A 19,387-nucleotide genomic window follows, 5' to 3' on the forward strand; every position below is an offset into this window, starting at 1 on the left:
ACACATCCGCTTGGAGCAGTCCACGAGCCGAGGGTGCGGCGTCGAAAGATGATCAGGCCCGTCTCGCTGAGGACAAGATCCGGACCATTCCCGGGCCGACGGCTCCAACGAGCCATACCTGGCCACGTTTTACGCAGGTCAGCGTCGCGTGACGCCTGTACCGCCAGCAGACGAAGAACCTGCTGGTGTCGTACTCGCCGAAGAAGCTGGGCTTCTTCCAGACGCAGAAAAAGGGCGCCTGACCAAGGCAGATGCCCGTCAGGCGCCCTTCTCGGCGCACATCTGCTTGTCGGCGGTCGCCGCTCGGCCGGCCGAAAAACTGGCTGGAGCCGCACCCCACGCTGGATCTTTCACACCCTGAACCGGACACCTCGCATCCCGCGCACCCTCATCGCTCCCACGGCAGCCTGGCAACGCCAGCGGTACCAGCCCATTGGCCTCACGACTCGGCACCGCCCCCCGTCAGCGACCTCTCCGACGCCCAGATCGCGCAAGCGCCGAACACCACCCAGCCGTAGCACATCGCTCGCGATCGAGCGGGCCACGCAGTGCCGTCACGAGTCGGTGAGTCCGAGGCATCGCTCAGAACATGGTGTTGTCGTTCTTGGAGGTGGGCGGGATGACCTGGAGGACGTCCCAATGTTCGACGATCTTGCCGCCCGCATCGAAGCGAAAGATGTCGATGCCCGCGTACTCCTCGTCGGGCCAGATCTGGTGACAGTGCAGGATGACGTGGTCGCCTTCGGCAAAGGCGCGCTTGAATTCGACGCGCTTGCCGGGATACTCGGCGGCCATGCGTTCGAAGTAATCGATGAACGCCTGCTTGCCGTCGGCGACGTGCGGGTTGTGCTGGATGTAGGTGTCACCGACGAACTGGTCGATGGCCTCGGCCGGGCGGCACTGGTTGAACATCAGGTGGTAGAACGCTTTGGCCGCGGCCTTGTTCTTCTCCGGGTCACTCATGGCGCCTCCGTAGGGTCGAGCGCCGGGTGCGGCGCGGTGAGTAGTCCGAGCAGGTGGTCGGCGCCGGCGGGGACGGGCAGGGCCCGACCGGCGAGGTCGGCGGGGGTTTCGGGGCGGTCGGGGTTGACACGGACGAGGCGTGCGTCGGGGAAGTGGCGGGTGAGGGGTTCGCCAGGCCATCGGATCACGCCTGAGCCGTGCCCAGCCAGTCCTTGAGGCGGTGGCCCGCGGGGAAGTATGGGCTGTCGACGAACTGGGGGCCGGTGCGGACGTTGATCTCGGCCTCGCCTCCGCAGTTCGGGAATCGGGGCAGGGCATCGGGGTCGGTGACGGCGCCGGTGGCCGGGTCGTAGGCGGCGAGGCGCTGTCCGACGAGCTGGCGGCTGTACCAGGTGGTGGGGGTGCAGGGGGTGCTGCACTCGTAGCGGCCGTAGTCGCCCTGCGGGCTGAAGATCCGGTCGAGGGCGAAGCCACCCCGGGCGAAGAGAGCGTCCACGTTGGATGTCATCACCCAGTGGTCCTTGCCGTCTCCTGGCCTTGTGCCAGATCTGCCGGTACTCCTCCGGCAGCGCGTCGGCGTCCATGCCCTGCTCCCGGCGCGGCACCAGCAACACCGACCGCCGGCCACCTGCTCGGATGCGGCCTTGGACGACCGCGCGTTCGCCGACATCACCTCGCAGATGCGCTCGGCCCAGGACGTGGCCGGGGACGGCTTGGTTTCAGCTGGCCGGCGAAGTTCCCGGTGGCGCGGATCGACCAGATCCTGGTCCGCGGCGTGGAGCCGGACAGCTCGTGGGTACTGCCGGCCACCGGCAGCGACCACCTGCCGGTGGCGGCCGGAATCAGCTGGTGAACACCGCGTGAGGGCTCGGATTCCGTCCCGGCATCCGGGAGTACGCACCTCAGGCGAGAGGGGAAGCCGGGGTGGCGGGGTCGGGGCTGCCGGCTACTGCTCACCCAGGCTGGTGGCGTGTTGATCGACCTCGATGTCCGAGCGCCGTGCGCCGGTGAATCGGGTGGGCCGGAAGGCCCGGAGGAGGTCTTGTTCCTGATCGGTTGCGATCTCGGTCGCGACCAGGCGTCCCAGAATCGGCGCCAAGGTGACTCCGCTGTGCGAGACGAGGCAGTAGACGCGGGACTGCGCGGAGGCATAGCCGGCGACGGTGTGGCCGTCTGCGGGCAGTGACCGCAAGCCGACGCGCAGGTCGATCCTCGGTGCCCGGCTGGGATCGGTCAGCAGTGCGGAGAACCGCCGAGCGAGGGTGCTCGCGATGTCGCCGTCCACGGACGGGGGGTCTTCGGGATCGACGTCAGCGTTCAGATCGAGAGCCTGCAGGACGGTACTCCCGCCGCCTGCGGGGCGGAGGTTGAGGCCGGGGCTGTGGATCACGCAGCGCAGGTCGAGTTGCGGTGACCTGGCGTAGCCGAGCAGACCGACAGTCTGCGCTCCGCGGCCGACATCCGTCACCATGGGAACGCCGATCCCGGCACCTGCGGCGAGCCGTTGTGTCCAGCGGCCTGCTGCCAGGACGACTCGGTCGCCGCTACAGACCTCGCCTGCGGCCAGTGTGACGGACACTCCACCGGGCCTGTCGTCGATGGCCACGACCTCGCCGATCGCGTACGTGGCTCCGTGCTGCTCGGCGTCCGCCAGCAAGGTGCGCACAAAGAGATCCGGCAGAACGTATCCCTCGCTGGGGAAATGTGCGATGGACGTGATGGTCGCCGGGATGCGGAGGTCGCCTGCGATCCGCGTTGCTTCGTCAGGCGTGACCCAGTGTGCGGGGTAGCCCAGGGACTGCAGTCGTTCCACGTTGTCGGCGAGCCTCTGCTCGTTCGCGGCGTCCGCCCACTGCAGTGCCCCGCTGGGGAAGTACGACGGCGCGCCGCGCAGTTGCTCGGCGAGCCTGGCGTGCTCTTCCATCCCCGCGAGGTTCAGCCGGTGGTAGTCCGGGTCGGGCTTCCGGCTGGAGTTGGTCCAGGCGAAGGTGGTCGCGGTCGTACCGGCGCCGGCTCCCCACTGATCGAGCAGGAGAACGTCCTCGCCGGCGACGGCAAGGTGCCTTGCGACGCTCACGCCCAGCACACCGGCACCGATGATGATGACCTTCATCGTTCACGCACTTCCTTTCTGGCAGCGACACGCTGCTCATGTGGCAGGGACAGGCAGCTCCAGGAAGAACTCGGCTGTTCCCGGACGGACGAGGGTCGTGACCACCTCCACGATGCTTCCGTCATCGGCACGCAACTCCCTGCGCCTCATCAGCGCGGGCGTTCCGACCTCGCTGTGCAGCAATGCGGCGTCGTGCTCATCGAGGGTCACCGGGTCGAGGTAGAGCCGGATCGCGTCGATCGGTACTCCTCTGCGCTGGAGATACGGGAGGGTGACGAGGTCTTCGAGGTTCTCGTCCAGCAGGTCGGGAGCCACGGCGAAGAGAACGACGTGCCGCTCGACGGACCGTGGCTCCTCGCGTACGTCGAGCTTGCGGCGGACCAGTTCCACCACGGCTGTGTCGGCGGAGGCGCCGGGGAGAGCCAGGATGGCGTCTGCGGCCCTGGCGATCCGCGCGGAAACGACTTCGTGTCTGCCCGGTGCGCCCTTTGCGGCTGCCGCGGGGGTGATGAAGTTGAGCAGATTGATCTGCCGCGTCACGTCCGCGACAAACGTTCCGTGGCGCCGCCGGCGGATCGCCAGTCCCGCGTCGGCCAGGTCGTTGAGGACCCGTTGGGCCGTGGCACGGCTGACGCCATGTTGGGTGGAGAGGTCCTTCTCGGTCGGCAGCCGCGCGCCGGGAGGCAGGTCCCCGGCCCGGATCTTCGCTTCGATCTCTCGCCTGATCTGTACGTAAAGCGGCACGGTCATGGTGAGACCGTACATTCCGTCAATTGACTGGTGATGGCGAGCCAACCAGTCCGTTCTACGGCGTCACCGCCCTGTTGGCGGCGCGCTCTTCCTGACCCGTCCTGCGCGGTCTTTCCTCAGCAGGTAGTCGAGTGCCAGAGGGCTGGGCCCTTGCCTGATGTGTCATGTCGGTCTCCCACTTGACTGCACCGCGAGCAGCGCCACACAGCTAGACCGTACAATACGGCAATTGACCGGTCAATAGCCCCGGTGACCGGGGCGGGCCACCGGGCCACGGATGCGGCACCGTCCCTCCCGCTCAGGCGCCGCCCGTCCGGACCCTTTCGCGCGTCGGTGCCATCGCCCAGCGGATACCGGCGGTCAGCGCCGTGCCGAGCGGCCGTACGCACAGATCCTCGGCCGCCCGTATCCGCGGCAGCCGCAGCTCGCGGGAGGCCCAGACGGGCAGGAGCGAGACGGCGTTGGCGGCCAGGGCGGCGTACGGCAGTCGGGCCGGCAGCGGGATGGGCGGGCGCAGGAGGAGGAAACGGGCGGTGTCCAGGGCCTCGGGTGTGGCCCGCAGTTCGGGCCGGTAGGCGGCGAGCCGTCGGTCGAGCCCCGCGCGGTCCGTCGGGGGGTCGGGGACGCCCAGGGCCATGGCGATGCGGGCCATGTCGGCGACGTACCCGTCGCAGCCCGCGGCGTCCAGCGGGCGGGCGCCGTAACGCTGGTGGGCGCGCAGGAAGCAGTCGGTCTCCGCGATGTGCACCCAGCGCAGGAGGTGCGGGTCCGCCGCGGAGTACGCCCGGCCGTCGGCCGCCGTGCCGCTCACGGTGTCGTGGACGGCGCGCACGCGGTCGCAGGCCGCCCGGGCGCTGTCGGCGGAGCCGTAGGTGGTGACGGCGAGGAAGGTGCTGGTCCGCTGGAGCCTTCCCCAGGGGTCGCCGCGGAACCCGGAGTGCCCGGCCACGGCGGCCATGGCCAGCGGGTGCAGTGACTGGAGCAGCAGGGCGGCCAGCCCGCCGGTGAACATCGCGGCGTCGCCGTGCACCCGGCGGACGGGGCGGTCGGGGCCGAACCAGCGCGGTCCCGGCGCGCCGTGGATGCGGGCCCGGTCGGCCAGGCCCTCGGGTCCGGCCACGCGGGCGAAGATCGCCTCGCCGACCCGGTCGCGCACGGGTCCGAGGTCCCGCAGGAGTCTCATGGTGCGACGGCCTCCTTCCCGCGCGGCGCCCCGGCCGCAAGGACCCCTTACAGGCGTAGGCGTCCTCGTCCCCCCCGTACCCTTCGCCGGCCTTTTCAGCGCCCTGCCCACGCGGCCGCCTTCCGCAGTACGGCGTCACGACCGCGGTCCGGCACTGTCCACAGTGTCTGCCCGCGTACGCCCCATCGCTCCAGCAGGGCGTTCGCGGCCAGGAACCCGGTCGTGGCCGCCCGTTCCATCAGTGCGACGGGCAGGTGGGTGCGCACGACGTCGCCGGCCACCACCAGGCCGGGATCGCAGGTGCGGACGGTGGGGCGGTCGGCGTAGCCGCCCACGGGGAACAGCGGGCAGTCCTCCCTCCATTCGTGGCGGACGTCGACGACCGTGGCGGCGCGGGTCTCCGGGTACACGCGGTGGAGCTGCTCGACGAGGCGCCGCTGCTCGGCGGTGCGAGGGGCGCGCGGGGCAACGGCGTAGGCGTGGAGTTCCACGACGGATCCTTTGGTGCGTGCCGCCCAGCGGGCCGCCTCGTCCTCCCACCGGCCCAGCACGCTGATGTTGTCGAGGCCGCCGAAGCCGCTGGTGCCGAGGAAGCCGGGACGGTCGGGGGCGACGGGCCGGTCCAGCCACAGCCGGGTGACCAGGAAGGGCGGGGCGGTGCGCAGGCGTGCGACGCGCTCCCGCCAGGCCGGGTCGCCCAGCCGCTCCGAGCGGGCGACGAGGGACCGCAGACCGGCGGCGTCCAGGGCGAGGACCACGGCGTCGTGCCGGCGTTCGTCGCGGTCCCCGGCGACCTCGAAGCCGCCGCCCGGGGCGGGCGCGACGTGCTCGACGGCGTTGCCGGTGCGCACCTCGGCGTCGTGCCGCCGCAGGTATCCGACCAGCGGATCCCACAGGGCCGTCGGAAAGGGCGCGCGGGGCACGTCGAACAGCAGGCCCTCGGCGGAACCGAGGAAGTAGATGTGGAACATCAGGGCCATCTCGGCCGCCGACAGCTGCCGGGGGTCGGCGAAGAAGCTCCGGGAGAACACCTCGAACGCCAGATGGCGGGCTTGTTCCGGGAAGCGGACGGCCTCCAGGAAGTCGTGGGCGCTGAGGTCGTCGAGGCGGTGGTACACGTCGGGCACGCGGACGTCGAGCAGCGGCAGGGCCGCGACCGGGTCCATGGCGCGCAGGTCCCGCAGCCGGAAGGTGGGGCTGAGCGCGACGAAGCCCAGGGCGCTCCACGGCGGGGTGCGCGGCACGTGCCGGAAGCTGTCCCGCAGCCCGTCCGCGTGCAGCAGCGGATAGTCGGGCAGTCCGGCGAGCCGGGCCAGGGCGGGGTCGGTACGGCGCAGCAGGCCGCGCAGGTTGTAGTACTGCCGGAAGAACGCGTGGAAGCCGCGACTCATCGTCACGGTGCTGCCGTCACGCAGGCGGGTCGGCCAGCCGCCCACCCGGCCGCCGACGTAGGGCTCGCGCTCGTACAGCGTCACCGCCACGCCCCGTTCGGCCAGCGTGGTGGCGGCGGCGAGTCCGGCGATCCCGGCGCCGATCACGGCGACCGTGGGCCGGCCGGCGGCACGACGGGCTCCCGGGTGTGCCGGGAGGACACGAGCCCGCCGGTCCCGGCCCCGGCGTGCGGCAGGCTGGTGGTGCACCGGCCCGGTCATCGGCGGACCTCCCCGCGCAGAGCCACGAAGGTGTGGGTGATGCCCGTCTGCCAGCCCGGCAGGGGCAGGGCCCGGACCCGGTCGAAGCCGGCCGAGCGGATCCGGTCGGCGAACCGGTCGGCCGTGTCGAAGTCGACGACGCTGCGCCACAGGTGGCGGCAGAGCGGCCCGTCCCCCAGCAGGGTCGCGGCAGGCTGGACGATGCCTCGGCACACCAGCGTCCACACCGCCCGGTCGGCGCGGCGCCCGCTGAGGCTGTACTCGTGCACGCCGAGCCGTCCGCCCGGCCGCAGAACGGCGCGGACCGTGCCGAGGACGGCGTCGGGATCGGAGACGTTGCGGAGGAGGTAGGCGGCGAAGACCACGTCGAACGGCCCCTTCACCCCCGCGTCCGCCAGTCGCTCGGCCGGCGCGTGGACGAACCGTACTCCGTCCGCCCACGGCTTGGCGGTGGCCCGCGCCAGCATGCCGGCCGAGGCGTCCACGGCCGTGATGTCGGCTGCGGGGAGGACGGCTCGGATCGCGGCCGTCGAGGCTCCGGTGCCGCAGCCGAGGTCCAGCACGCGCAGCCCCTGTCCGTGTCCGGGCAGGCCGAGGCGGCGCACCGAGCGCCGCAGGTGTGCGTGGTAGCCGGGATTCGCCGCCACCAGCGCGTCGTAACTGCGGGACGCGTGGTCGAACGCGGCGGCGAGGTCCTCGTCGCGCAGCAAGGTCATTCGGTCTCCAGGGGGCTGGTGGCGGCGGGGGTCAGCCGAAGGGGCGGCGCGGCAGTCCGGGCAGTTCGAGGGCGGTGCGCAGCATGGGGCCGACCGGGGTGCTCAGGCCGACCAAGAGGTCCTCGAGCAGGCCGGTGCGTCCGTCGAGGAAGCGCAGCAGCCGGACCGTCGGGACGCGCGCGAACAGCCGGGAGAACAGAGCGGGACCGTCGATGCGGCCGCTGGCCAGGGCGCGCAGGAGTACCGCGTCCATGGTGCGGGCCCGCACGGAATGAGCGGCCGGCGGCACCGGCGTGCGCCCCTGCCGCAGCGCGGCGGCGACCGCCCGTGTCTGGCGCTGGAGTCCGGCGAAGGTGTACCCGGTGGACGGGCGGGTCGCACCGCCCGCGGCACCGATGCGGAACACCGATGCGCCGGCCCGCCGCGGCATCGGAGCGTCCGTCATGGGGATCACCCCCGTCTCGGTCGCGACGATCTCCAGGTCGCCGAGACGCAGCACGTCGTCGGCGTAGTGCCCTACCGCCGCCTCGTAGCCGCTCGCCGTCAGGACGCGGGGGGAGAACTCCGTGTACTCCACGAGGGCTTCGCGCGAGCCGGTGGGAAGGACGTAGCCGAAGGAAAGCCCGTCGGCGGGCTGTGGTGTCCGGAAGTCCATCAGCTCGGCGGTCCCACGGTCGAAGGCGGGCCGGGCGGTGTGCACGAACCAGCCGTGGAAGTGCTGCAGCAAGGTGGTGCGGGCGGCCGGGAGGCTGCCCAGGGGACGGGAGTCGAACACCCAGCGGGCCTCCAGGGCGTGGGGGCGGCCGTCGGGCCGGGTCATCAGCACGCGGGCCCCGGCAGGGATCTCCTCCACGGTGTCCACGGTCGCCTCCAGGCGCCGGACGTTGGGGCTGCGCGCGAGATCGCGAGCGACCACGTCCTCGAAGTCGTCGGAGCGGATCATCTTGTACGACAGCGGTGCGATGTCCCCCTCGATCGCGCGGCCGACGGGCGGCCGTACCCGCAGGTGACGCCATTGCGACCGCACCGCGGCGTCGAAGCGGCCGCGGCCGCACTCCCAGAAGCACCATGTGCGCGGGGCAGGACGCAGCGGGCCGGGCGGAGCGCCGACGAGGATCACGGACGGAGTCCGGGCCCCGGGCATGTGCCCGCTCAGCCGATGGGCCAGGGACAGCCCGGCGGCTCCCGCCCCGATGACCGCCACGTCCGCCTTCAGCACGGCGGCTCCCTCCGTCCCACGTCTGCGTGCCCGCAACGTGCAAGGCTTCCCGCCTCGGCGTGAGATCGGATGCACTCCTCGGACGCGGTCACCTGAACAGGCGCGTCCGCACGATGGCACTCCCGCGCGTTCCGGCTACCCGCTGCGAACCGCATCCGTATCACGGGAAGGGACCGAAGACCGGTGAGGAGCGAGCGACACCACGACGAGAGGAACCGGGATGCGCCCCAGTCAGGCGAAGGATCACCCCGCGGCCACGCCGTCGCCCGTCCCCCGCCTGGCAGCCCCGTCGGGGTCCCCGCCCCGTCGAAGGCGGCCGGGCCGAGCAGTCGCCGACGGGGCGCACGGCGCGGGCACCCCGGAAGGCGTCGCCCTCCCCGTGGTCGAGCCCGACGCCGTCGACGCGGACGTGCCCGCCGCGGTCGGGCACGTGCTGGAGCGGATGCTCGCCGGCCGGCTCACCCGGGCCGGCGTTCTGGATGCCCTGTTCGCGCGTGAACTGGCCGAACGGGTCACTCGCTTCACCCAGGAGGGCGGCAAGCGCACCCGGTCGCAGCTCGTCTGGTGGTCGATGCGCGCCTGCGGCGGGGCCGACGAGCCGACGGCCACGGCGGCTCTGTGCGTCGGGGCGGCACTCGAACTGCTCCAGACCTGCGCCTTGGTCCACGACGACGTGATGGACGGCTCGACGCTGCGGCGCGGCCGTCCGGCGCTGCACGCCGACGTGCGCGACCGGTACAGCGGCGCCGCGTCACCGGCCCGCGTCGCCCGCTTCGGCGAGGCGGCCGCGATCCTGGCCGGGGACCTGGCGCTCGCGTGGGCGGACGACGTGGTGGCCGGGACGGCGCTCGACCCGTGGACGGCGACCGTGGTGCGCCGGCTGTGGAGCGACATGCGCACGGAGATGGTGGCGGGTCAGTTCCTCGAACTCCAGGGCCAGCTGACCGCGTCGCGCTCCCAGCCGCGCGCGCTGCGCGCCGCCTGCCTCAAGAGCGCGTTGTACTCGGTCGAACGGCCCCTCGCACTGGGCGCGGCGGTGGCGGGCGCGGACGGCCGCACCATGCGGGCGCTGTGCTCGGCGGGGCGCTGTGTGGGCATGGCCTTCCAGCTGCGCGACGACCTCGACGACGTCTTCGGCGACCCCCGGCGCACCGGCAAGAGCTGCGGCGGGGACATCCGCGAGGGCAAGCCGACCTACCTGGTCGCCCTGGCACTGGCGCGCGCCGAGGCCACGGGCGACCGGCCCGCCCAGCAGGTGCTCGACCAGGCGCTCGGCGACGAGGGCCTGACCCCGGCCGGGCTCGACGAGGTGCGGGACGTCCTGGTGCGTACGGGCGCCCGGGCGGCGGTCGAGACGAAGATCGACCGCCTGTCGGCGCAGGGACTGCGCCACTTCGACGGCGCCCTGCTCGACGCGGACGCCAAGGGCCGCCTGCGCGGGCTGCTGGCCGCGGCGACGGTCTCCCGTGCCGCCGACAGTCCGCCCGCCCGTCCGCATCCCGCGCCCGCTCTCGCCCCGGTGTGCTCCGGAGCCCCGGAGGCCCGGCGGTGACCCGCACGCTCTCCGGCCGAACGGACCATGTGGTGGTCGTCGGGGCGGGCCTGGCCGGTCTGTCGGCGGCCCTCCATCTGCTGGGCGCCGGGCGCCGGGTCACCGTCGTCGAACGGGACGGGCTGCCCGGCGGACGGGCGGGACTCCTGCGTCTGAGCGGCTACCGGATCGACACCGGCCCGACCGTGCTGACCATGCCCGACCTCGCCGACGAGGCCTTCGCGGCGGTCGGCGACAGTCTGTACCGGCGGGTGGACCTGATCCCGCTGCACCCGGCCTACCGGGCGTCGTTCGCGGACGGCAGCACGCTGGACGTGCACACCGACGGCGAGGCGATGGCCGCGGAGGTCGAGCGGTTCGCCGGGGCCGGTGAGGCGGCGGGCTACCGGCGGCTGCGCGCCTGGCTGGAACAGCTCTACCGGGCCCAGATGCGCCGCTTCATCGACGCGAACTTCGACTCCCCCCTCGACCTGCTGACCGGTGATCTGGCCCGGCTGGCGGCGCTCGGCGGCTTCGGGCGGCTGGACCGGCGTATCGGCGGCTTCCTCAAGGACGAGCGGCTGCAGCGGGTCTTCTCCTTCCAGGCCCTGTACGCGGGAGTACCGCCGGCCCGCGCGCTCGCCGCGTACGCCGTGATCGCCTACATGGACACGGTCGCCGGGGTGTACTTCCCACGCGGCGGTATGCACGCCCTGCCGCAGGCCATGGCGGACGCCGCCGCCGACGCGGGCGCCGAGCTACGGTTCGGTGAGCCGGTGACCCGGCTGGAACGGTCCGGCGAGCGGATCACCGCCGTCGTCACCGCGAAGGAGCGCATCCCCTGCGACGCGGTCGTCCTCACGCCGGACCTGCCCGTCACCTACCGGCTCCTCGGCCGCCGCCCCCGCCGGCCCGTGCGGCTGCGGCACTCCCCCTCCGCCCTCGTACTGCACGTGGGCACGGACCGCACCTGGCCGCAGCTCGCCCACCACACGATCTCGTTCGGCGCCGCCTGGCGGACCACGTTCGACGAACTCACCCGCCAGGGGCGGCCGATGAGCGATCCGTCCGTGCTCATCACCCGATCCACGGCCACCGACCCCGGACTCGCCCCACCGGGCCGCCATCTGCACTACATCCTCGCCCCCTGCCCCAACACCGACATCGGGCCCGGTGCCGCCGCCTGGGGCGAGCTCGGCCCGCGCTACCGGGCAGGTCTGCTGCGGGAGCTGGACCGGCGTGGCCTCGACGGCATCGAGGCGGCCATCGAGGTGGAGGCCCTCGTCACCCCGACCGACTGGCTGGGCCAGGGGCATGCGTCGGGCACCCCCTTCTCGGCGGCGCACACGTTCCTGCAGACGGGACCGTTCCGGCCCCGCAATCTGGTGCGGGGCGCGGAGAACGCCGTCCTGGCCGGCTGCGGCACCACTCCCGGCGTGGGCGTGCCGACCACCCTGGTGTCGGGGAAGCTGGCGGCGGCCCGGATCACCGGTGGCGTCCGGCGCCGCCCCGCCCGAGTCGGGGGAGTTGCCCGATGACCGGGCGCGAACTCGACGCCGCGGGCATCACCGACCCGGTACTGCGGGCGGCGTACCGCCGCTGCCGTGAGCTCAACGCGGCGCACGGAAAGACATACTTCCTGGCCACCCGTCTGCTGCCGGCCGAACGCAGGCCCGCCGTACACGCGCTGTACGGGTTCGCCAGGTGGGCCGACGACATCGTCGACTCGCTGGATCGCGGTGCGGACGACGGCCTGCGCGGCCCGCGTCTGGCGGCCCTCCAGCAGCGTTTGGACAGCGGGCTGCGGCAGGGGATCAGCGACGAACCGGTGGTGCTGGCCGTCGCCGACACCGCGCGCCGTTACGCCATCGAGCACCGCCACTTCCGGGACTTCATGACGGCGATGAGGTCCGACCTGGTGGTGACGGACTACCCCACCTACGCGGATCTGCGCGGCTACATGCACGGCTCGGCCGCCGTGATCGGCCTGCAGATGCTGCCGGTGCTGGGCACGGTGGTGCCGCGGGAGGAGGCCGAGCCGCATGCGGCGGCCCTCGGTGTGGCCTTCCAGCTGACCAACTTCCTGCGGGACGTCGGCGAGGACCTGGACCGCGGGCGGGTGTACCTGCCGGCCGACCTCCTGGCCGGACACGGTGTCGACCGGGAGCTGTTGCGACGGTGCCGGGAGACGGGCCGTCAGGACCGTCGGGTCCTCGCCGCTCTGCGGGAGTTCGAGGCACTCACCCGCCGCGTCTACCGGGAGGCGGAACCCGGACTGGCCATGCTCGATCCGGTGTCCCGGCCCTGCATCCGAACCGCGTACATCCTGTACGGAAGCATCCTCGACGCCGTTGCCCGCGACGGTTACACCGTGCTGCACCGCCGCGCCGCGGTGCCGCGCCGGGAGCGCGCGGCGGTCGCGGCAGACGGGCTGGTTCGTGTGGTCGCGGCCAGGCTGCGCCACCGGAGCCGGTGCGCGGCGGTACGTACCGCGCCGCCCGGCGGCCAGACCACGCCGACGTACGCGACGCCTCCCGCCGGCCGGTACACGCCTGTGCAGCCGACACAGCCCGCCACCCCTGCCCCACCGGTCTCCGAGGAGGTGTCGTGAACCCCGAATCGTCCGCACGGCGCGCCCGTCTGCCCCTCTCGCTGCGCCGCAGGCCCGTCCCGTGGGACCGGCAGCGGCCCACCTGGCGCGACGCCAAACCGGGACTCATCGCGCAGGCCTTGAAGCGGACGCAGGCCCGGCCGTCCGGGAACTGGTACGTCGTGGGTGCCTCCGCCGCGCTGCGCGGCGACCGCCCGCTGTCCCGGACGGTGGAGGGCCGTGAGGTGGTCGTCTGGCGCGGCGCCGACGGCGGGCTGCTCGCCGGGCCGGGAGTCTGCCCGCACCTCGGGGCGCCCTTGGCCCACAGCCCGGTCCGGTGCGGGACGCTCGTGTGCCACTGGCACGGACTCGCCCTCGACGGGGCCTCGTTCGCGGGCTGGGACCCGTTGCCCGCCTTCGACGACGGCGTCCTCGTCTGGGTGCGGCTCGACGAGATCGGCGGGGAGGAGCCCCTGGACGCCCCCGTCGTACCGGTCCGCCCGGCTCCCGCGCGCGGGGTGACGGCCGTGTACGAGGTCACCGGGATCTGCGAACCGGAGGACGTCGTCGCCAACCGTCTGGATCCGTGGCACGGGGCGTGGTTCCACCCGTACTCGTTCGTCGACCTCACGGTCGTCGGCTCGCCCGGCAAGAACGACACCGACGACCGCTTCACCGTCGACGTCTCCTTCAAGGTGGCGGGGCGGCTGGTGGTGCCGGTACGGGCGGTGTTCACCGCCCCTGAGCCGCGCACCGTCGTCATGCACATCACCGAGGGGGAAGGCGTCGGCTCCGTGGTGGAGACCCACGCGACCCCGCTCGGGCCGGATGAGCGGGGCCGTCCGCGCACGGCGGTGACCGAGGCCGTGGTGGCCGCCTCCCACCGCCCCGGCTTCGCGTTCGTGCGCCGGGCGGCCCCGCTCCTTCGCCCGGTGATGCGCACCGCGACGGCCCGGCTGTGGCGGGACGACCTGGCCTATGCCGAACGCCGCTGGCAGCTGCGTTCGTCAGGTCGGTTCCCGGGCTGACTCCGGCTCACCACGCCGACTCCCGAACGCGATGATGACGAAGATGAGCAGGACGCTCCCGTGCACGCCGGCCCGGACCCCGGCGATCCGGCCCGGAACCAACGTCGCCCGCACAGCGCTCTCCCCTGCTCAGGCTGTCACCCGACGGACAGCCGTACCGCTCCGTCCCACCGCCGCCCCGCCTCCCACGGTCCGACGAGGCGCCCCTGTGGATCCCCGTCCCCCACGGCAGTGCCACGGGTCGGCCGCGCTCGCCTCGGACCTCTCGCCGAGCTGACCCTCCTGATCAGCTGATCCTCCTGATCCCAGTGCACCCCTCAGCCCGACGGCTCCGCGCGCTGGAGGGGCCTGAAGACATGGAGCTGAGAGGTGGGGCACGTCGGGGTGGGACAGCCTCCGTCCGGTCGCGCTGACGCCGGGTACATGCCCCCAAGCTGGCATGCCGCACAAATCGGTTCCTAGACTTGAGACGTGGTCCGGCCCAACGAAGAGGTCGAGGCGCTCCTTCAGGAGTACGCGGACCTCATCGCCATCACCGGAGGCGAGGCGTTCAAGGCGCGCGCCTACGAAAAGGCGGCCCGCGCGATCGGCGGCTACCCCGCCGATGTCTCCCACCTGGACGTCGCGGGTCTGAAAGAGATCCCGGGTGTGGGCAAGTCGATCGCCGAGAAGGTCATCGAGTACTTCCGCACCGGCCATGTCACGGTGGTCGAGGAGAGGCGGGCCCGGATTCCCGCGGGGGTTCGGCAGCTCATCACCATCCCCACCCTCGGTCCCAAGAAGGCGATGGCGCTCTACGAGGATCTGCACATCTCCTCGGTGAGCGAGCTGACGGACGCCATCAAGGCGGAGAAACTGCGCGACCTGAAGGGGTTCGGGGAGAAGACCGAGGAGAACATCCTGCACGGCATCTCCCTGATGCAGCAGGCCGGAGGGCGGATCCTGCTGAGCACCGCCATGGAGGCGGCCGAGGACATCGTCGCGGACCTGTCCCGGATCTCCGGCTGTGAACACTGCGCGTACGCCGGTTCGCTGCGCCGCATGAAGGAAACCGTCGGCGACATCGACATCCTGGTGGCCGCCGGCCGGGCGGCGTCCTTCATGGACGCCCTCACCGAACTGCCTTCCACCGCCGAGGTCATCGCACACGGCGCGAAGAAGACATCGATCCGTACCGTGGAGGGCGTCCAGGTCGACCTGCGCGTGGTGCGACCGGACGCGTGGGGCGCCGGGATGCAGTACTTCACCGGCTCCAAGGCGCACAACATCCGCACCCGCACGATCGCCGTCCACCTCGGGCTGAAGCTCTCCGAGTACGGCCTGTTCGAAACCGACGGCGGACAGCGGGTCGCCTCCCGCTCGGAGGACGATGTGTACGCCCGGCTCGGCCTGCCCTGGATCCCGCCCACGCTGCGCGAGGACCGAGGGGAGATCGAAGCCGGCCTCCGTGGCGAACTGCCCCAGGTGGTGACCGAGCGGGACATCCGCGGTGACCTGCACACCCACACCGACCTCACCGACGGCCTCACCCCGCTGGAGGAGATGGTGGCAGCGGCCGCCGAGCGGGGCTACGCCTACTACGCGGTCACCGACCACGCACCGAACCTGTACATGCAGCGCATGACCGACGAGAAGATCCTCGCCCAGCGCGAGCAGGTACGGTCACTGGACGGCAAGCACCACGGAATGCGGCTGCTGCACGGAACCGAGCTCAACATCGGCCCCGAAGGGGAGGTGGACTGGCCCGGCGAGTTCCTCCAGGGATTCGACATCTGCGTGGCCGCGGTGCACTCCCACTTCAACGTCGGCCGCAAGGCGATGACCCGGCGGCTCGTCCGTGCCTGCGAGAACCCCCACGTCAACGTCATCGGCCATCCCACCACCCGGCTGCTCGGCAAACGGCCTGGCATCGACGCCGACCTCGACGAGGTGTTCGCCGCCTGCGCCCGCACCGGCACGGCCCTGGAGGTCAATGCCCAGCCCGACCGCCTCGATCTGGGCGACGAGGACATCCTCCGTGCCAGGAGTCACGGGGCGAAGTTCGCCATCGACACCGACGCCCACTCGATCCCCCAGCTCGCCTGCCTGCGCTACGGAATCGGCACGGCACAACGCGGATGGCTCACCCCGGACGATGTGATCAACACATGGCCGCTGCGGCGACTGCGCCGGTTCCTGCGCAAGGACCGGGCGGACTGAGGCGTGAGGCGCCCCGGCAGCCGATGCGGGCTCACCCGTCGAACGTCACCGAGCACTCCCAGCCCTCACTCAGCCGATTCTTCCGGACCGGTCACGGACCGAACGCACGGATCAGCCCCCCGGACGCTTCGCACTGACTGACGCGCCCCATCACCAACGAGCCAGTGGGCCACGCGGACCTCACGTACGGTCGCCTTCCACTGGCAGGTACTGGTCGGCGCTGAGGACGAAGCAGCGGCCCTCCGGGGCGATGTGCCGCATGGTGGCCTGCCAGGCGTCGCGGTCGTCGACGGTCGGTGCGCACCACAGGTCCACGCCCTTGGCGTACATCGCGGTGCGGAAGAGCGGCATGCGAGTCGGCAGCCGGTGCCGCGCATGCCGACGCCCCGACGGCAGGCGAGCGGCCGTCCGCGGCGGTGTCGAGTCGATCTTCCCTCGGGCCCCAAACGACACTCTCTTTGCCGTTGGCCGTTTCCGAGCGCGCCGGATGAGGGAAAAGCACGAAAATGACACCCCACGACCACGGAACCTCTACACCCCATAACCTGCCAGGCTTTTCAGTGCCAAAAAACAGCACAAAAGAAGAAACAGCCGAAATGGGACACCCATGTCAGAGAGTCCGGGAACCACGGAGATGAGGCATATGACGAGTCTTTTACCGGCTCAGCAGGGGACCGCATTCCGGATACCGGGCTCTGAAACCATGTCCCGGGGCCGTCTGACCGAGCAGTTCACCCACTGCTCGCTGGGCTTGGTGGTCGCCCCGCCCGGTTTCGGCAAGACCGCACTGTTGGCGCAGGCGGCCAAGGCGCATCCGGGCCCGGTGACGTGGTATCAGGCCCTGCCCGGCGCCGACCAGCGGGAGTTGCTGACCACGCTCGGGTACCCGGCAGACGCGCTGGCGGGCTCCGGGCAGCCCGGCGCGGCCCAGCAGGTGTCGCGGCGCCGAGATGCCAGGGACGGCGGAGCCGTCGGGCGACTGGTCGTCATTGATGACATGCACCTGCTCTCAGCGGCCGCGCGGGCGCTCGTGGTCCGGCTCGGCCAGCTGGCACCGCCACACCCACGGGTGCTGATCGGGACCCGCCCCGCCCCCGGGTTGTCGGTTGCCGCGCTGGAGGCGACGAGCGCGACGGTGGTGAACGCCGACGCGCTGCGTTTCCGCTCCTGGGAGGTCGAGCACCTGTTCCCGCATCTGTACGACACGGCGCTGCACCCCGGAATCGCGCTGCCCCTGGTCCGGGCCACCGGCGGCAGGGCCGCGACGCTGAGGCTGTTCGCCAGAGCCGTGGCGGCCCGCCCCGACACGGGTCAGGAGCGGATCCTGGCCGACGGGATGTTCGGCCGCGAATACCTGGAGCGGGAGGTGATCGCCCCGCTCCCCGACCGTCTCAGACGGTTCCTGACGGAGACCTGCCTGCTGAGCCGGCTCACCGCCGACGCCTGCCACGCGCTGACCGGCCGGGCCGACAGCGCCGAGATGCTGTGGTCCCTGGCCCACGAACACGGGGTCCTGCGCGCCGACCCGGACGGACGGACGTACGTCGCCGAGCCCCTGCTCCGCGAGTGTCTGCGCGCGCGGCTCACCGGCACGCTGACCGACGTCGAACTGACGCGGCTGCGTGGCCGGGCCGCTGCCTGCGCCGCCGCAGGCGATCATCAGGACCCGCCGCCTTCGGCGGTGCGCCGCCGCCTCGGGTCCGCCGACTGGCCCGACCCGCTGCGCGCCGTCGTCGCAGGCACCCCGGACGCGCGCCTCGGCCGCTCCGTCGGGCGCGTCACCGAGGGCGGTCCCGACAGCTCCGCCGCCCTCCTCGTCCAGGGCATCGCCGCCGCCCTGACCGGAGACAGGACGGCCGGCACCACCGTGCGCCGGGCCTTGGCGGAGGCAACGGACGACGCCCTGGTCGCGCTGTCCGGGCAGTTGGTCCGGGTGGCGCTGGCCGTGCTGGCCGGGGGCCCGGCCGGCCCGGTCCCCTACCCGGAACTCCAGCGGATCGCGTACGACGCCGAACGCCTGGACCTGCTGTGGCTGAGCCGGGCCGCCCGATGTCTGCTGGGCCTGGGGCCGCACCCCGAGGACGCCGGGCAGCCGGTCGTCGTGCTGGATGAGTGCACCCGGCTCGGCGACGCCGAAGGGGCGGCGCTCGCCGCGTTGGCCGTGTGCCTGCGCTCGGTACGGACAGGGCGCCCCGGCATCGGCGAGTTGGAGGAGGTCGTGCGGCGGTTCCGGGCGCTGGGCTGGGGCACGCTGGAGGCGTGGGGCCGGGCCGCCCTCGCCGTCGTGGAGGCCGCGCACGACCTGCCGGACGCGGGGCAGCGCGCCGCCCAGGCGGAAGCGTTCGCCCGGTCGGCGGGTGTACCGGGCGCACGTGCGCTGGCCATGGGCGCGATGGCTCTGGCGGCGCCTGATGCGGCGAGCCGGGCCGAGTTGCAGGAGGCCGCCTGGTCGACGGCCCGGTCGGCGCAACTGCCGGTGGCCGGGCTGCGCTCCTGGCTCACCGCGCTTGCGGCCCCCGCCGGCCCGGTCGGGGACGGCGGAGCGGCAACGGGCAGGCCCAAATCCGGCGGGCACCCCACCACCGCGTCCGGCCGCGTCCCCGGAGCACAGTGGGTGCCGGGCCTGACGGTGCGTTGCCTCGGTGGCTTCGAGTTCACCCTGGCCGGGCGCGAGCACGACTGGGCGAAGCTGCGCCCCAGGGCACAGGCGGTGCTGCGGCTCCTCGCGGTACGCGCCGGCCAGGCGGTCCACCGTGACCATTTGGTGCTCGCGTTCTGGGACGGAGTGACGACACCGTCCACGCTGCACAACCTCCAGGTGACGGTCTCCAGTTTGCGTTCCTTCCTGGAACCGGAACGTTCCAGGGGCAGTTCGCGGCTCATCGCGCGGCAGGGCGATTCCTACCGGCTGGTGCTGGCGCCCGGTGATGTGAGCGACGTCGCGGCGTTCGAGCGTGCGGTGCGCGACGGCCGACGAGCCCGGGCGCAGCAGCGGCTGGAGGAGGCAGCGGACGCGTTCCGCATCGCTCTGGACCACTACGCGGGTGAGCTGCTGCCCGAGGACGGGCAGGCCGAGTGGGTGGTCGCCGACCGGGAACGGCTGCGCCGGGAAGCGGCCAACTCGGCCGTGGCTCTGGCCGAGATACGTCTCGCCCAGAGCCGGCCCGTGGAGGCGGTGGAGGCGGCCGAACGCTGCCTCGAGGTCGACGGGCACCGCGACGCGGCGTGGCGGGTCCTGATTCGGGCGTGCGACGCCGCAGGGCTCGCGGCCGACAGTGCGCGGGCCCGGCGTGGCTACTCGGCGATGCTGGCCTCCCTGGGGATCCCGCCGTCCGGCGGGCTCTCCCACCCGATGTAGCGGCGGGCGCCGGGGGCGCGTCCGCCGCACCCCCTGCTCCGGGGCGCGTCGCGGGCTGGACGCCACCACGGGGGAGACACCCTGG

At 72.6% G+C, this 19,387-nt stretch carries 16 protein-coding genes and 1 pseudogene; 7 read left to right on the forward strand and 10 right to left on the reverse strand.

Going from position 1 to position 19,387, the window contains the following annotated elements:
* Positions 1-582 precede the first annotated feature (582 nt).
* The 3 genes from IE263_RS30480 to IE263_RS48880 are packed head-to-tail and all read right to left on the reverse strand — an operon-like array spanning position 583 to position 1,471.
* Positions 583-963: a nuclear transport factor 2 family protein gene (locus tag IE263_RS30480; protein WP_189941056.1), complete on the reverse strand. Its 381-nt coding sequence runs from the start codon at positions 961-963 to the stop codon at positions 583-585.
* Positions 960-1,151, reverse strand: a complete 192-nt coding sequence (locus IE263_RS48875) for a hypothetical protein (protein WP_229911248.1) — start codon at positions 1,149-1,151, stop codon at positions 960-962. Before IE263_RS48875 ends, IE263_RS30480 begins: the two co-directional genes overlap by 4 nt.
* Positions 1,148-1,471 (reverse strand): hypothetical protein, encoded by a 324-nt coding sequence (locus tag IE263_RS48880; protein ID WP_229911249.1) that lies wholly within the window; start codon positions 1,469-1,471, stop codon positions 1,148-1,150. Before IE263_RS48880 ends, IE263_RS48875 begins: the two co-directional genes overlap by 4 nt.
* Positions 1,472-1,598: 127 nt before the next feature.
* Here IE263_RS48880 and IE263_RS30490 point away from each other — a divergent pair.
* Positions 1,599-1,816: pseudogene (locus IE263_RS30490) on the forward strand (endonuclease/exonuclease/phosphatase family protein); the annotation flags it as partial.
* Positions 1,817-1,909: 93 nt separating this feature from the next.
* Here IE263_RS30490 and IE263_RS30495 read toward each other — a convergent pair.
* The 6 genes from IE263_RS30495 to IE263_RS30520 all read right to left on the reverse strand — a co-directional run bounded on the left by IE263_RS30495 (position 1,910) and on the right by IE263_RS30520 (position 8,596).
* On the reverse strand, positions 1,910-3,076 hold the full coding sequence (locus tag IE263_RS30495) for an NAD(P)/FAD-dependent oxidoreductase (protein WP_189941057.1): 1,167 nt from the start codon (positions 3,074-3,076) through the stop codon (positions 1,910-1,912).
* A 36-nt stretch (positions 3,077-3,112) separates the two neighbouring features.
* On the reverse strand, positions 3,113-3,826 hold the full coding sequence (locus IE263_RS30500; protein ID WP_189941058.1) for a GntR family transcriptional regulator: 714 nt from the start codon (positions 3,824-3,826) through the stop codon (positions 3,113-3,115).
* Positions 3,827-4,124: 298 nt separating this feature from the next.
* Positions 4,125-5,009, reverse strand: a complete 885-nt coding sequence (locus IE263_RS30505; RefSeq protein WP_189941059.1) for an oxygenase MpaB family protein — start codon at positions 5,007-5,009, stop codon at positions 4,125-4,127.
* A 95-nt stretch (positions 5,010-5,104) separates the two neighbouring features.
* Positions 5,105-6,661: an FAD-dependent oxidoreductase gene (locus IE263_RS30510; protein WP_189941060.1), complete on the reverse strand. Its 1,557-nt coding sequence runs from the start codon at positions 6,659-6,661 to the stop codon at positions 5,105-5,107.
* A complete protein-coding gene (locus tag IE263_RS30515) occupies positions 6,658-7,377 on the reverse strand; it encodes a class I SAM-dependent methyltransferase (protein ID WP_189941061.1) in 720 nt (239 codons plus the stop codon). The genes IE263_RS30510 and IE263_RS30515 overlap by 4 nt, the downstream gene beginning before the upstream one ends.
* Before the next feature lie 31 nt (positions 7,378-7,408).
* Positions 7,409-8,596 carry a lycopene cyclase family protein gene (locus IE263_RS30520; RefSeq protein ID WP_189941062.1) on the reverse strand — a complete coding sequence of 396 codons (1,188 nt, stop codon included), beginning with the start codon at positions 8,594-8,596 and terminating at the stop codon, positions 7,409-7,411.
* 220 nt (positions 8,597-8,816) lie between these two features.
* Here IE263_RS30520 and IE263_RS30525 point away from each other — a divergent pair, with 220 nt between their 5' ends.
* From IE263_RS30525 to polX, 5 genes are all read left to right on the forward strand, one after another.
* Positions 8,817-10,148, forward strand: a complete 1,332-nt coding sequence (locus tag IE263_RS30525; RefSeq protein WP_189941063.1) for a polyprenyl synthetase family protein — start codon at positions 8,817-8,819, stop codon at positions 10,146-10,148.
* Positions 10,145-11,665, forward strand: coding sequence for a phytoene desaturase family protein (crtI, locus tag IE263_RS30530; RefSeq protein ID WP_189941064.1), 1,521 nt, complete (start codon positions 10,145-10,147; stop codon positions 11,663-11,665). The genes IE263_RS30525 and crtI overlap by 4 nt, the downstream gene beginning before the upstream one ends.
* The gene (locus tag IE263_RS30535) at positions 11,662-12,738 is read left to right on the forward strand and encodes a phytoene/squalene synthase family protein (RefSeq protein ID WP_189941065.1); all 1,077 of its coding nucleotides are present in this window, start codon (positions 11,662-11,664) and stop codon (positions 12,736-12,738) included. The genes crtI and IE263_RS30535 overlap by 4 nt, the downstream gene beginning before the upstream one ends.
* On the forward strand, positions 12,735-13,745 hold the full coding sequence (locus tag IE263_RS30540) for a Rieske (2Fe-2S) protein (RefSeq protein ID WP_189941066.1): 1,011 nt from the start codon (positions 12,735-12,737) through the stop codon (positions 13,743-13,745). The genes IE263_RS30535 and IE263_RS30540 overlap by 4 nt, the downstream gene beginning before the upstream one ends.
* Positions 13,746-14,216: 471 nt before the next feature.
* Positions 14,217-15,944: a DNA polymerase/3'-5' exonuclease PolX gene (gene polX / locus IE263_RS30545; RefSeq protein WP_189941067.1), complete on the forward strand. Its 1,728-nt coding sequence runs from the start codon at positions 14,217-14,219 to the stop codon at positions 15,942-15,944.
* A 180-nt stretch (positions 15,945-16,124) separates the two neighbouring features.
* Here the strand turns inward: polX and IE263_RS30550 are convergent, their stop codons facing one another.
* Positions 16,125-16,295 carry a hypothetical protein gene (locus IE263_RS30550; RefSeq protein ID WP_373312119.1) on the reverse strand — a complete coding sequence of 57 codons (171 nt, stop codon included), beginning with the start codon at positions 16,293-16,295 and terminating at the stop codon, positions 16,125-16,127.
* Between the two features lie 352 nt (positions 16,296-16,647).
* On the opposite strand from IE263_RS30550, the gene IE263_RS30555 reads away from it, so the two are divergent.
* On the forward strand, positions 16,648-19,302 hold the full coding sequence (locus IE263_RS30555) for an AfsR/SARP family transcriptional regulator (protein WP_189941068.1): 2,655 nt from the start codon (positions 16,648-16,650) through the stop codon (positions 19,300-19,302).
* Positions 19,303-19,387 lie beyond the last annotated feature (85 nt).

This window comes from Streptomyces aurantiogriseus, assembly GCF_014649375.1.
Lineage (GTDB): Bacteria > Actinomycetota > Actinomycetes > Streptomycetales > Streptomycetaceae > Streptomyces > Streptomyces aurantiogriseus.

Bases quoted from the DNA above. Each gene is read 5' to 3' on its own strand.
- IE263_RS30480 (WP_189941056.1), bottom strand. From the start codon at position 963: ATGAGTGACCCGGAGAAGAACAAGGCCGCGGCCAAAGCGTTCTACCAC.
- IE263_RS48880 (WP_229911249.1), bottom strand. From the start codon at position 1,471: ATGACATCCAACGTGGACGCTCTCTTCGCCCGGGGTGGCTTCGCCCTC.
- IE263_RS30495 (WP_189941057.1), bottom strand. From the start codon at position 3,076: ATGAAGGTCATCATCATCGGTGCCGGTGTGCTGGGCGTGAGCGTCGCA.
- IE263_RS30500 (WP_189941058.1), bottom strand. From the start codon at position 3,826: ATGACCGTGCCGCTTTACGTACAGATCAGGCGAGAGATCGAAGCGAAG.
- IE263_RS30505 (WP_189941059.1), bottom strand. From the start codon at position 5,009: ATGAGACTCCTGCGGGACCTCGGACCCGTGCGCGACCGGGTCGGCGAG.
- IE263_RS30510 (WP_189941060.1), bottom strand. From the start codon at position 6,661: ATGACCGGGCCGGTGCACCACCAGCCTGCCGCACGCCGGGGCCGGGAC.
- IE263_RS30515 (WP_189941061.1), bottom strand. From the start codon at position 7,377: ATGACCTTGCTGCGCGACGAGGACCTCGCCGCCGCGTTCGACCACGCG.
- IE263_RS30525 (WP_189941063.1), top strand. From the start codon at position 8,817: ATGCGCCCCAGTCAGGCGAAGGATCACCCCGCGGCCACGCCGTCGCCC.
- IE263_RS30535 (WP_189941065.1), top strand. From the start codon at position 11,662: ATGACCGGGCGCGAACTCGACGCCGCGGGCATCACCGACCCGGTACTG.
- IE263_RS30550 (WP_373312119.1), bottom strand. From the start codon at position 16,295: ATGCCGCTCTTCCGCACCGCGATGTACGCCAAGGGCGTGGACCTGTGG.
- IE263_RS30555 (WP_189941068.1), top strand. From the start codon at position 16,648: ATGTCCCGGGGCCGTCTGACCGAGCAGTTCACCCACTGCTCGCTGGGC.